10 protein-coding genes are annotated in these 12,265 nt (G+C 35.8%); 9 read left to right on the top strand and 1 reads right to left on the bottom strand.

All coding sequences use genetic code 11. The features are described from left to right. Positions 1-241 precede the first annotated feature (241 nt). The gene (locus tag QOX03_RS06675) at positions 242-451 is read left to right on the top strand and encodes a hypothetical protein (RefSeq protein ID WP_119058280.1); all 210 of its coding nucleotides are present in this window, start codon (positions 242-244) and stop codon (positions 449-451) included. Between the two features lie 49 nt (positions 452-500). Here QOX03_RS06675 and rpsA read toward each other — a convergent pair whose 3' ends face one another. Beyond that, the gene (gene rpsA / locus QOX03_RS06670; RefSeq protein WP_283670518.1) at positions 501-2,342 is read right to left on the bottom strand and encodes a 30S ribosomal protein S1; all 1,842 of its coding nucleotides are present in this window, start codon (positions 2,340-2,342) and stop codon (positions 501-503) included. Positions 2,343-2,770: 428 nt separating this feature from the next. Here rpsA and QOX03_RS06665 point away from each other — a divergent pair, with 428 nt between their 5' ends. The 8 genes from QOX03_RS06665 to sufB all read left to right on the top strand — a co-directional run bounded on the left by QOX03_RS06665 (position 2,771) and on the right by sufB (position 12,044). Continuing rightward, positions 2,771-3,427, top strand: coding sequence for a phosphoadenylyl-sulfate reductase (locus QOX03_RS06665; protein WP_283670517.1), 657 nt, complete (start codon positions 2,771-2,773; stop codon positions 3,425-3,427). A gap of 5 nt (positions 3,428-3,432) precedes the next feature. Continuing rightward, positions 3,433-4,338, top strand: a complete 906-nt coding sequence (locus tag QOX03_RS06660) for an NAD-dependent epimerase/dehydratase family protein (RefSeq protein WP_283670516.1) — start codon at positions 3,433-3,435, stop codon at positions 4,336-4,338. 318 nt (positions 4,339-4,656) lie between these two features. Next, on the top strand, positions 4,657-8,049 hold the full coding sequence (gene ileS, locus QOX03_RS06655) for an isoleucine--tRNA ligase (protein ID WP_283671749.1): 3,393 nt from the start codon (positions 4,657-4,659) through the stop codon (positions 8,047-8,049). 2 nt (positions 8,050-8,051) lie between these two features. Then, entirely contained in the window at positions 8,052-8,429 is a 378-nt protein-coding gene (locus QOX03_RS06650) for a TraR/DksA family transcriptional regulator (RefSeq protein WP_119058284.1), read from the top strand. 14 nt (positions 8,430-8,443) lie between these two features. Next, entirely contained in the window at positions 8,444-9,073 is a 630-nt protein-coding gene (locus QOX03_RS06645; RefSeq protein WP_283670515.1) for a lipoprotein signal peptidase, read from the top strand. 28 nt (positions 9,074-9,101) lie between these two features. Further along, positions 9,102-10,085, top strand: coding sequence for a tryptophan--tRNA ligase (gene trpS / locus QOX03_RS06640; RefSeq protein ID WP_283670514.1), 984 nt, complete (start codon positions 9,102-9,104; stop codon positions 10,083-10,085). Between the two features lie 118 nt (positions 10,086-10,203). Next, on the top strand, positions 10,204-10,533 hold the full coding sequence (locus tag QOX03_RS06635) for a HesB/IscA family protein (RefSeq protein WP_119058287.1): 330 nt from the start codon (positions 10,204-10,206) through the stop codon (positions 10,531-10,533). Positions 10,534-10,592: 59 nt separating this feature from the next. Continuing rightward, complete coding sequence (gene sufB, locus QOX03_RS06630) at positions 10,593-12,044, top strand: Fe-S cluster assembly protein SufB (protein WP_283670513.1); 1,452 nt, start codon at positions 10,593-10,595, stop codon at positions 12,042-12,044. The last annotated feature ends 221 nt before the right edge of the window (positions 12,045-12,265 follow it).

The raw sequence follows: 12,265 nt of genomic DNA, 5'->3' as shown, positions 1-12,265 counted from the left end.
TAATTTTGAGCTGGCAAAGGTACAACTTTTTTAATGATTTATGAATTTTAAGATTAAGATTATTTCTTCGTTAGCTTTGGGAATGACTAAATTGTGAGGGAGAAGCTCTGTTTTAATATAAGTTTTTAAAAATTCTCTAAGGCTTAAAAAAAATAGATAAAAACGAGTGAAAAAAATTCTAGATGAAATTAATGATTTTAATTTCAAACAGAGATACATTCAGATTTCTTAAATTTGCATTATGAAAAAAATTCTAAAGCCTTTAAAAATTAAAAGAAAAACAACAAATGAGGTTCGTTTTCATCCAAAAATGGGAGCTTTGAGCACTAAGGTGACCAAAATTCAGCGAACGCTATATGGGATTCCTTTTGAGACATTGCATAAGTACCGAGAAACTTACTCTGGAAAGATGAAAGATGTGGAAGATTGTAAAGTTTCTGAGCTGAGATAAAAAAAAGCCACCTTTTGGGTGGCTAAATTTTTAGAGAAAAGAAAAACAATTATTCGTTGTTTTCCATTTTTTCTTTCAGTGCAGCAAGACCATCCAAGTCACCAAGTGTAGCTCTTTCTTGCGTTTGATTTTCTAGAGCTTTTTTCACCTGTTTCATTTCTTCGTCTTTATAAGTGGCTGAATGAGAAACAACTACACGCTTAAATTCTTTATTGAATTCAATTACTTTGAAGTTTATATCTTCACCTTGTTCTACACGTCCACCATCTTCTTTATCCAATGTTCTAGCAGGGGCAAAAGCATCGATTTCTTCATCTTCAAATCTTACTTTAGCACCTTTGTCAAACACATTATAGGCGTTACCAGTGTGTTCAGTGCCAATGGCATATTTAGTTTCATAAACACTCCAAGGGTTATCTTCTAATTGCTTGTGGCCTAAGCTTAATCGGCGAGCTTCTACGTCTAGTTCTAGCACAACAACTTCTAGTTTGTCTCCAACGCTACAGAATTCTGAAGGGTGCTTGATTTTCTGAGTCCAAGAAAGATCAGAAATGTAAATCAATCCATCAACTCCTTCCTCTAATTCTACGAAAATACCAAAGTTAGTGAAGTTTCTTACGGTACCAGTATGCTTAGAATCTACTGGATATTTTGAAGTAATGTCAGTCCAAGGGTCTGGCATTAATTGTTTCATACCAAGAGACATCTTACGCTCTTCTCTGTCAACACTTAAGACAACAGCTTCTACTTCATCTCCTACTTGAACGAAGTCTTGAGCGGAACGCAAATGTGTACTCCAGCTCATTTCAGAAACGTGAATCAAGCCTTCTACTCCTGGGGCTACTTCTACAAAAGCACCATAGTCAGCAAGCACAACTACTTTACCTTTGATTTTATCTCCGACAGCAATATTTTGGTCTAACGCTTCCCATGGATGAGCTTCTAATTGTTTTACCCCCAGTTGAATTCTTGTTTTATCTTCATCAAAATCAAGGATTACAACATTGATTTCATCATCTACTTCTACGACCTCATTTGGGTGATTGATTCTGCTCCAAGAAAGATCTGTAATATGGATTAATCCATCAATACCGCCTAGGTCTACAAACACGCCATAAGAAGTGATGTTTTTCACCACACCTTGCAGTACTTGGCCTTTTTCCAGCTGACCAATGATTTCTTTCTTCTGCTCCTCGATATCAGCTTCGATTAAAGCTTTGTGAGATACCACCACGTTTTTAAATTCAGGGTTTATTTTCACTACCTTGAACTCCATGTTTTTACCTACGAATTGCTCATAGTCGCGGATTGGCTTCACATCGATTTGTGAACCTGGTAAAAAAGCCTCAATGCCAAAAACATCCACAATCATACCACCTTTTGTTCTCGCTTTGATGTTACCCTGAACGATTTCACCGCTTTGGTTTGCTTTATTCACATGATCCCAAGCGTTTAAAGTTCTTGCTTTTCTATGAGAAAGCTGTAATTGACCATTTTTATCTTCACGTTGGTCTACCATTACCTCCACTTCATCACCCACTTTCAAATCAGGGTTATAGCGGAATTCATTCAAAGAAATAACTCCTTCAGATTTGAAGTCGATATCCACGATTGCCTCTTTGTCAGTTATACGAACCACTTTTCCTTTAAAAACCTCATTTTCATTCAGTTCATCAAGTGTGTTTTCATACATTTCCTCGAGTTCAGCTTTCTCCTTACGATCCTCCTCGTTCAGGCCACTTTCAAAAGACTCCCAGTCGAAATCCTCTTGGGAAGGGCTGGCGTTGACCAACTCTCTTTCCTCTTTTGGTTGATTTTTAACAGCTTGAGCTTTGTTTTCTTGGGAATTTGCAGAAGACGTAGCTTCCGTTTCTTTAGTCTGTTCAGACATAATAAAAAAAGTTTGTATCTCAATGCCGATGCTTGGGAAAATACGACAACATCTTAAAATTGAGAGAAATGATTAAATAATTAATTTTTAAGCTTATCCCTATGTCGCTAAGCGGCGGCAAATATAACTATTTCATTCCGAATAAATTATTCATTTCATAAAAATTTCACTAAAAATCATAAATTATAATTGATATTAAAAAAAATGGGCTTAAACAAAAAAAATGATTTTTTTTGTTTAAAAATTTGAATAATAGGTGTTTATGGCTGAATCATATAATTTAATTTATAATAAAAAAGAAAAATATCGAGCACTACGGGATGCGACCAAATTAAATCATTATAAAAGTGTGAGATCAAGAATTTTTTAAGCCTTAAAAAAAATAGCCTAAAAAAATGAAATAAATTCACTAATTTTATCTTTGAATTATGGAAATAAATAAGGCTGTAGAAAAAATTCAAAATCAATTATTAAACTACCATCAAAACGGGAATAAACTGTGCATAACATCTTCTTTTCAGTCGCATAGTTTGCCGCTTTTGCATATCGCTACACGTGCTTTGCCCAGCATAGATGTACTTTTTATAGACACAGGATTTCATTTCCCAGAAACTTACGCTTTCAGAAATCAAATTGCTGAAGATTGGGGATTTCGACTTGTGAACGTGCAGAGTAAAACGGCTAAAAACCAGCAAATTGCAACAAGTGGAGAGTTCTTGTTTGCCAACAACCCTGAATATTGTTGCCATATTAATAAGGTAGAACCACTGAATGATGCGATTGAAAAATACGATATTTGGATTGCTGGTTTGCGAAGAGATCAAACCAAATTCAGAGCTACATTGAACGAAGAGGAAATTTTGGCAAGTGGCGTAGTGAAATTTCATCCGATTTTAGACTGGAATTCCAAGATGATTTATGAATACGCTCAGCAACATCATTTGCCCAAACATCCGCTGGAGACTAAAGGATTTTTGAGCATCGGTTGTATGCCTTGCACCACCAATATTGATACTGAAATGGAAAGAAACGGCAGATGGTATGGCAGCAAAAAAAGCGAATGTGGCATCCATTTAAACAAATAAAAAACATGAGAATTTTAATCACAGGAGGAGCAGGGTACATTGGTTATTCTTTAGTGCAATCATTAGATAAAAATGAATCTGTTACAAAAATCACCGTTTTTGATAATTTGTACAAAAAGAATTTCAATTTCTTCACACAAGGTGAAAATTTGAATAAAACAATATTTGCAAAAGGTGATATTCTGAATATTTATGAGTTAGAAAAAGTGGTGAAGAATCAAGATATTGTGATTCATTTGGCGGCTCATGTGGATTCTCCGTTCAATTACCAAGACAATTATAAATATGAGCAAGTAAACCATTACGGGACAGTGGTTTTGTTCAATTTATTAGAAAAATTCCCACCCCAAAAAGTGATTTTTGCCAGTTCTGCAGCCGTGTACGGATTCAAGCAAAATGTTACCGAAAATACACCACCAGAACCCATGAATTATTATGGCTCTTCTAAATTAAATGCCGAAAATTATTTAAAAATTTTAGAAAAAAAATCACAAATATATCTCTTGCGTTTGGGTAATGTTTTTGGCTATAATCCGATGCTGAGAATGGATTCTGTAATCAATAAATTGATGATGGAGGCATTGATTTACAAAAAAATCAAAATTTACGGCAACGGAAATCAAATAAGACCATTCATTCACCTACCTTCTTTGATTGAAAATTTACAGCAGTTTATTTTCGGGAACAAGGAAAGTGGTGTTTACAATTTGGTGGAATTCAACCAAAATATGAATGAAATCAGAGATTTTTTGATAGAGGGAAATTCAGATTTGGAGTTTGTTTACCTGAATTCAAATCAAGAAGTTAAATCGCTAGAAATGTTCTCAGAAAAGATGAAAATAAAAGCCAACCCAGCTGAAAAATTAGCTTTGGCGTATCAGGAATTTGAGAAAAATGTGAGAATTTTTTAAGCCTTAAAAAAAATAAAGGTTGAAAAAATTTAAGCCTTAAAAAAAACTCAGAAATTTTGAGTTTTTTTTGATTTTTGAATAGCTTATTTGAAGTGTTTGGCAATTGAATCCATCAAATTTTTAAATAAGCTATAAATTAATTAAAATAATTTTGTGGTTTTAAATAAAGTTTTCCATACATTTAATGCATTGTTTATTAATAGAATAAGTTAGTTTATTTAATTTCATGAGCAACTTTTTTGTGTTTTTTTTCAAATGCACAACAAGTTAAAGTTCATTTATGTTTAGTAAATTCGCAAATCTTGAATTAGGAATATGATGCAGAAAAAATTCCCAGAATACAAAGAATTAAATTTAGCGAAAGTAGCAGAAGACGTACTTTCATTTTGGAATAAGGATAAAACCTTTGAAAAAAGCATTCAAACCCGTGAAGGGAATGAAACTTTTTTGTTCTACGAAGGGCCTCCATCAGCCAACGGAATGCCAGGAATACACCACGTTTTGGCACGTTCGGTCAAAGATATATTTTGCCGCTACCAGACGCTAAAAGGCAAGCAAGTGAAGAGAAAAGCTGGCTGGGACACCCATGGGCTGCCCGTGGAATTGGGTGTAGAAAAAGAATTAGGCATCACCAAAGAAGATATTGGAGCCAAAATTTCTATAGAAGATTACAACAAAGCTTGTAGAGAAGCGGTGATGCGCTATACAGATGTGTGGAACGAGCTGACAGAAAAGATTGGCTATTGGGTAGATTTAGAAGATCCCTATATTACTTACCAACCTAAGTATATGGAATCGGTGTGGTGGTTGCTCAAAGAAATTTATGACAAAGGATTGATGTACAAAGGCTATACTATTCAGCCCTATTCACCCAAAGCAGGGACTGGCTTGAGCTCGCATGAGCTTAATATGCCTGGGACATACAAAGACGTTTCAGATACGACGATTGTTGCTCAGTTCAAGGTCATTAAAGATTCCAATAAAATTTTTAAAGGCTTAGAAAATTCCATTTATTTATTAGCTTGGACTACCACACCTTGGACGCTGCCTTCTAACACAGCATTGACCGTCGCTAAAAATATCGATTATGCTTTAGTAGAAACCTTCAATCAATATACTTTTGAACCTATTTCTGTCATTTTAGCGAAAAGCTTGGTCGGGAAACAATTTGGCAAAGCGTATAAAAAAGCTGAAAATACAGCAGATTTAAATAATTATAAGGCTGGAGATAAAGAAATTCCTTACCAAATTGTTCAAGAATTTAAAGGAGCAGATTTACTCGATACAAAATATGAGCAATTATTAGCTTGGGCACAACCGTATCAGAATGCTGATAAAGCCTTTCGAGTAATTCATGGTGACTTTGTGAGCACCGAGGATGGTACAGGTATTGTACACACAGCACCAACTTTTGGTGCAGACGATGCCAAAGTGGCAGAAGAAAACGAAATTCCACCAATGCTGGTGCTTGATGAGAATCAAAACCCAGTTCCCTTGGTTGATTTACAAGGGAAATTCATAGAAACAATGCCTGAGAAATATGCTGGCAAATATGTGAAAAATGAATATTATGAGGACGATAAAGTGCCAGATAAATCTGCAGATGTAGAAATTGCTATTGAACTGAAAGAGCAAAATAAAGCCTTTCATGTAGAAAAATATAAGCACAATTACCCCCACTGCTGGCGAACAGATAAGCCAGTTTTATATTATCCGTTAGATTCATGGTTTATTAAAATTTCAGAGAAAAGACAACGATTGGTAGAATTGAACAATCAAATTAATTGGAAGCCGAAATCCACTGGAGAAGGGCGATTCGGTAATTGGTTGGCAGAAGCCAAAGATTGGAATTTATCACGCTCTAGATACTGGGGAATTCCGTTACCGATTTGGCGAACAGAAGACGGGAAAGAAGAAATTATTATTGGTTCAGTAGCTCAGCTGATGATTGAAATCGAAAAAGCACAAAAAGCAGGAGTGCAAAAAAATAATCCTTTTGAAAATTTTGTTCCGAATGATTTTTCAGAAGAAAATTACGAAAAAATAGATTTGCACAAAAATATTGTAGATAATATCACGCTGATTTCAAATTCAGGCAAGCCAATGAAGCGAGAAAGTGACTTGATTGATGTCTGGTTTGACTCTGGAGCCATGCCTTATGCACAGTGGCATTACCCGTTCAATACAGATAAGAAACTAGAGGAAATCGCCCCCGCAGACTTTATTGCAGAAGGCGTAGACCAAACTCGTGGTTGGTTTTACACGTTGCATGCCATTGGCACCTTGGTTTTTGATCGCTTGACGTATAAAAACGTGGTTTCAAACGGTTTGGTTTTAGATAAAAACGGACAAAAAATGTCTAAACGATTGGGCAACGCTGTAGACCCGTTCGAAACCTTGGCTGTTTATGGCCCAGATGCCACACGCTGGTATATGATTTCTAATGCACAACCGTGGGAAAACTTGAAATTTGATTTAGAAGGAATTGATGAAGTGAGAAGAAAATTCTTTGGGACATTATATAATACCTATTCGTTTTTTGCACTTTATGCCAATGTAGATGGATTCAGAAATCAAGAAGAGCAAGTTCCATTAGAGAACCGCCCAGAGTTAGATCGTTGGATTTTATCTGAACTAAATTCATTGATTCAGAAAACGGATGCATTCTATACTGATTATGAACCGACACGCGTTGCTCGAGCGATTCAAGAATTTGTAGATGACAATTTGAGCAATTGGTATGTGCGCTTGAATCGAAGACGCTTCTGGAAAGGCGACTATACCGAGGATAAAATTTCAGCTTATCAAACGCTTTATCAGGTGCTGAAAAATATTACTCAATTAGCTTCCCCGATTGCACCGTTTTTCATGGATCAACTTTACCGTGATTTAACCTCGGTGGAGGGGAATGAAACATCAGTACATTTATCTCAATTCCCGGTGGCAGATCTAGAAGCAATAGATGAAGAGCTGCAAGAAAGAACACATTTAGCGCAACGTGCGACTAGTTTACTGTTTTCATTGAGAAAACAAGCAAACCTAAAAGTTCGCCAGCCATTACAAAAAGTGATGATTCCTGCTGGCGATGAAACAACTAAAGAACGCCTGAATGCCATTGCAGAGTTGCTAAAACATGAAGTGAATGTGAAAGAGGTACAAATCATAAGCAATGATGAAGCAGCTGATATTTTAGTCAAAGAAGTAAAACCAAACTTTAAGAGTTTAGGACCTAAATTTGGTAAAGAAATGAAAGCAGTGGCACAAGCTATTTCACAAATGAGCCATGCCGATATTCAACAATTAGAGAGAAATGCTGAATTTGAAATCGAAGTAGATGGGCAAAAACATCTCTTGCCGATGAATGATTTTGAGGTGAAAACCAAAGATATCCAAGGTTGGGTAGTAGCCAACGATGGAAATTTAACAGTGGCTTTAGATACAGAATTAAATGAAAACTTAATTTTGGAAGGAATCTCAAGGGAATTAGTAAATCGTATTCAAAACATTCGAAAAGAATCTGGGCTAGAGGTAACCGATAGAATTCAAGTTTTCATTGAACCTAACGAAAAACTTCAAAAAACGGTAGAAAAAAATAAAGAATATATCTGCGAAGAAACTTTAACCGATGAGATTGAATTTAAAAATATAAATGTTGGAAATTCCATTGAAATTGACGATATTGGAGTAAAGATTTCCATTGAAAAAAAATAAAAATGAGTTCAGAAAAAGTACGTTATTCAGATACAGAATTGGCAGAATTTAAAGCCTTAATTCTAGAAAAAATCGAAAAAGCAGAGCATGATTTGCAAATTGTACGCGAATCTTTTATCAATAATCAAAATAATGGGACAGATGACACTTCGCCCACGTTCAAGGCTTTTGAAGAAGGTTCAGAAACTATGAGCAAAGAGCAAAACGCTCAATTGGCGGCAAGGCAAGAGAAATTCATTAGAAGTCTTCGGAATGCATTGAGCCGAATTGAAAATAAAACTTATGGAATCTGTCGGGAAACAGGGAAATTAATTAGTAAAGAAAGACTCAAACTAGTTCCCCATGCAACTTTGAGCATTGAAGCTAAAAATCGCCAATAACTAAAATTTTAATTTTGAAAAAAATAACCATAATCACCATCGTTATTGTGGTGCTAGACCAATTGTCTAAATTTTACATCAAAACCAATTTTGAAATCGGAGAAAGTGTTACGGTTTTTCAAGATTGGTTTCACTTATTGTTTGTAGAAAACCCTGGCATGGCCTATGGCATGAACTGGGGCGGGACAATCGGGAAAACTATTTTAGCCATTTCTCGCTGGGTTTTCATTTTTGCAATGATATATTTCATCTCACATCAGGGCAAGAAAATGCAAAAACCTCTTTTCAACTGGACTGCTGGGCTTCTACTGGCAGGTGCGCTGGGCAATGTTTTAGACAGCACATTCTACGGGCTGATATTTGACACTGGCACCACATGGAATCCCGAAATCCAAGATTGGAATCGCTTTTACCCAGGTGTTTCAAAAGCAGATTTTAGTGGCTATGCACCACTTTTTCAGGGTTGTGTGGTAGATATGCTTTACTTCCCACTTTTTGATTATTCCATACCAGAAAGCATCCCGTTGATAGGTGGCAAACAAGGTACTTTTTTTAGTCCAGTATTCAATATTGCAGACAGTGCCATTACCATCGGAGCCGTGATTATTTTATTTTTTCATGAACGAATTTTTAGAATCAATTAAATTTTTTAAGGCTTAAAAAAAATTTTTTATGAGTAGAGTTTTAACTGGTGTTCAATCGACAGGAACGCCACATTTTGGTAATATTTTAGGAGCTATTTTACCCGCTATACAAATGGCGAATCAATCTGAAAGCGAAAGCTTTCTCTTTATCGCAGATTTGCATTCACTCACACAAATAAAAGATGCTGAGAAATTAAAGGAAAACACTTATCAAACAGCAGCAGCTTGGTTGGCATTAGGTTTAAACCCCGAGAAAACCGTTTTTTATAGACAATCAGACGTGCCGCAAGTTACAGAACTTACTTGGTATTTATTAAACTTTTTCCCATTTCAGCGTTTGACTTTAGCGCATTCTTTCAAAGACAAAGCAAACCGACTAGACGATGTAAATGGCGGGCTGTTCACTTACCCGATTTTGATGGCAGCGGACATTTTGATTTATGATGCAGAAATCGTTCCTGTGGGCAAAGATCAAATGCAGCATTTAGAAATCACAAGAGATGTGGCACAGCGATTTAATCACCAAATGGGTGAAACTTTTGTGATACCAGAGGGAAAGACGAATGAAAATACGATGTACATTCCTGGTACCGATGGACAAAAAATGAGTAAATCTCGCGGTAACTTTATCAATGTTTTTTTGTCAGATAAGGCTTTGAGAAAACAAGTAATGTCTATCGAAACAGATAGTACACCGCTCGAAGAACCTAAAGATTGGTCTTCCTGTCATGTCTTTTCTATTTACAAAACTTTAGCTTCCCCGCAGGCGATAGAAGAAATGAAGAAAAAATACGAAGCAGGAAATTACGGCTATGGGCATGCCAAGCAAGAATTATTTGAGCTGATAAAAGAAGAGTTTGCAGAAGCAAGAGAAAAATTTACAAGCTTGATGGAAGATAAAAGCATCATTGATGAAGCTTTGCGTTTGGGAGCAGAACGAGCGAATGAAATTGCCGATGCTACCTTAAATCGAGTTCGAGAAAAATTAGGACTAAATCTAAAAAAAAAATAATAAGCCTTAAAAAATAATCTAATTATAAAAATAATGAATAGAGGTATCGATATTTTATCATTTTATTTAATAAAATGTCTATAATCTTTTTTATAGATTTGCATAAAAATGAATTTAAATGATAAAAGTTTCTGATTCAGCTCGGAAGAAAATAAAAGAACTTTTAGCAGAAGAGAACAAAACGTTTGAAGACAGTTTTGTACGCGTCGGAGTCACCAGCGGAGGTTGCTCGGGTTTGTCTTACAATTTGGTTTTTGATTCTCAGCAAAAAGAAAATGATAAATTATTTGAAGATAATCAAGTAAAAATATTGGTGGATAAAAAATCTTTTCTATACCTAGTGGGGACTACCTTAGAATACTCAGGAGGCTTGAATGGGAGAGGTTTTGTTTTTAATAACCCAAATGCGAGTAGAACTTGCGGCTGTGGTGAAAGTTTTGCTGTTTAAAATAAATTCACTACAATCATTAAGTTTTAAAAAAAATAAGGCTTAAAAAAATAGAAAAAATGAGTAAATATACAGAAGATGATTTGCGTGTAGAACTCGAATCAGGAAAGGATTATGAATTTGGTTGGAGTACGGATATAGAATATGAGGATTTTCCATTCGGGCTGAGCGAGGAAATCGTAAAAGCAATTTCTAAGAAGAAAAACGAACCAAAATGGATGACCGAATGGCGTTTACAAGCCTATAAAATATGGGAGGAAATGGAAGAACCCGATTGGGCAAATGTGAATTATGAAAAACCTGATTTTCAGAGTTTACGCTATTATGCAGCACCCAAAAAGAAACCTCAACTGAATTCGCTAGACGAAGTCGATCCAGAGTTGCTTAAGACTTTTGAAAAACTGGGGATTTCATTAGAAGAGCAAAAACGATTGACGGGCGTTGCGGTAGATGCTGTTATAGATTCTGTTTCGGTAAAAACAACTTTCAGGGAAACTTTAGCTGAAAAAGGCATCATATTTATGTCGATTTCGGAAGCGATTCAAGAACACCCTGATTTAGTCAAAAAATACATAGGGAAAGTAGTTCCGAGAGGGGATAATTTCTATGCTGCTTTGAATTCAGCGGTTTTCAGTGACGGGTCATTCTGTTACATTCCTAAAGGCGTACGTTGCCCCATGGAACTCTCGACCTATTTTAGAATTAACCAAGCTGGCACAGGACAATTTGAACGAACCTTGGTGATTGCAGATGAAGGCTCTTATGTTTCTTATTTAGAAGGCTGTACCGCTCCTCAACGTGATGAGAATCAGCTACATGCCGCTGTAGTAGAATTAATTGCGTTAGACAATGCAGAAATAAAATATTCAACCGTTCAAAACTGGTTCCCTGGCGGGAAAGATGGGAAAGGCGGCGTGTATAATTTTGTAACCAAACGCGCTTTGGTAGAGAAAAAAGCAAAGGTTTCCTGGACACAAGTAGAAACAGGATCCGCCGTTACGTGGAAGTACCCGAGTTGTATCTTGAAAGGCGATGATGCTGTGGGCGAATTTTATTCTATTGCGGTAACTAATAATTATCAACAAGCTGATACAGGAACAAAGATGATTCATCTAGGGAAGAACACACGTTCTACCATTATATCTAAAGGAATTTCAGCTGGATTTTCACAAAACAGCTATCGTGGATTGGTAAAAGTGGGAAAAAACGCTCAAAATGCTAGAAATTTCTCGCAATGCGATTCCTTGCTAATGGGGAATAAATGTGGGGCTCACACATTTCCTTATATCGAAATTAATAATGATACGGCACAGCTAGAACATGAAGCGACGACGTCTAAAATTGGCGAAGATCAAATTTTCTATTGTAATCAGCGAGGGATTGACGAGGAAAAAGCCATAGCTCTGATTGTCAATGGATTTAGCAAAGAAGTTCTGAATAAACTTCCGATGGAATTTGCGGTAGAAGCACAAAAATTGTTAGAAATAAGCTTAGAAGGAAGTGTAGGCTAAAAACATTTACACCAAGTCAAATTGAATGATAGTGTTTTTTCTAAAGCCTTAAAAAAATTAAAATAAACATTTAGTCAAAAAGCAAAATTATGAAAAAAATCATAATTAGTTGTAAAATAAGAGATTAATTGTTTATTTACCTTTAACTTGCAGACTGTGATTTACTGAGATTTGACCTCAAATGACAAAGTTGAGTTACTTATCAGTTACTTGATTTGTAT

Source organism: Candidatus Ornithobacterium hominis, assembly GCF_951229915.1.
GTDB classification, from domain to species: domain Bacteria; phylum Bacteroidota; class Bacteroidia; order Flavobacteriales; family Weeksellaceae; genus Ornithobacterium; species Ornithobacterium hominis.
This window is presented reverse-complemented; position numbering and strand designations above follow the sequence as displayed.

What these genes read in the sequence shown, in the direction of transcription:
- QOX03_RS06675 (WP_119058280.1), top strand. Translation starts at nt 242, where the DNA reads ATGAAAAAAATTCTAAAGCCTTTAAAAATTAAAAGAAAAACAACAAAT.
- rpsA (WP_283670518.1), bottom strand. Translation starts at nt 2,342, where the DNA reads ATGTCTGAACAGACTAAAGAAACGGAAGCTACGTCTTCTGCAAATTCC.
- QOX03_RS06665 (WP_283670517.1), top strand. Translation starts at nt 2,771, where the DNA reads ATGGAAATAAATAAGGCTGTAGAAAAAATTCAAAATCAATTATTAAAC.
- QOX03_RS06660 (WP_283670516.1), top strand. Translation starts at nt 3,433, where the DNA reads ATGAGAATTTTAATCACAGGAGGAGCAGGGTACATTGGTTATTCTTTA.
- ileS (WP_283671749.1), top strand. Translation starts at nt 4,657, where the DNA reads ATGCAGAAAAAATTCCCAGAATACAAAGAATTAAATTTAGCGAAAGTA.
- QOX03_RS06650 (WP_119058284.1), top strand. Translation starts at nt 8,052, where the DNA reads ATGAGTTCAGAAAAAGTACGTTATTCAGATACAGAATTGGCAGAATTT.
- trpS (WP_283670514.1), top strand. Translation starts at nt 9,102, where the DNA reads ATGAGTAGAGTTTTAACTGGTGTTCAATCGACAGGAACGCCACATTTT.
- QOX03_RS06635 (WP_119058287.1), top strand. Translation starts at nt 10,204, where the DNA reads ATGATAAAAGTTTCTGATTCAGCTCGGAAGAAAATAAAAGAACTTTTA.
- sufB (WP_283670513.1), top strand. Translation starts at nt 10,593, where the DNA reads ATGAGTAAATATACAGAAGATGATTTGCGTGTAGAACTCGAATCAGGA.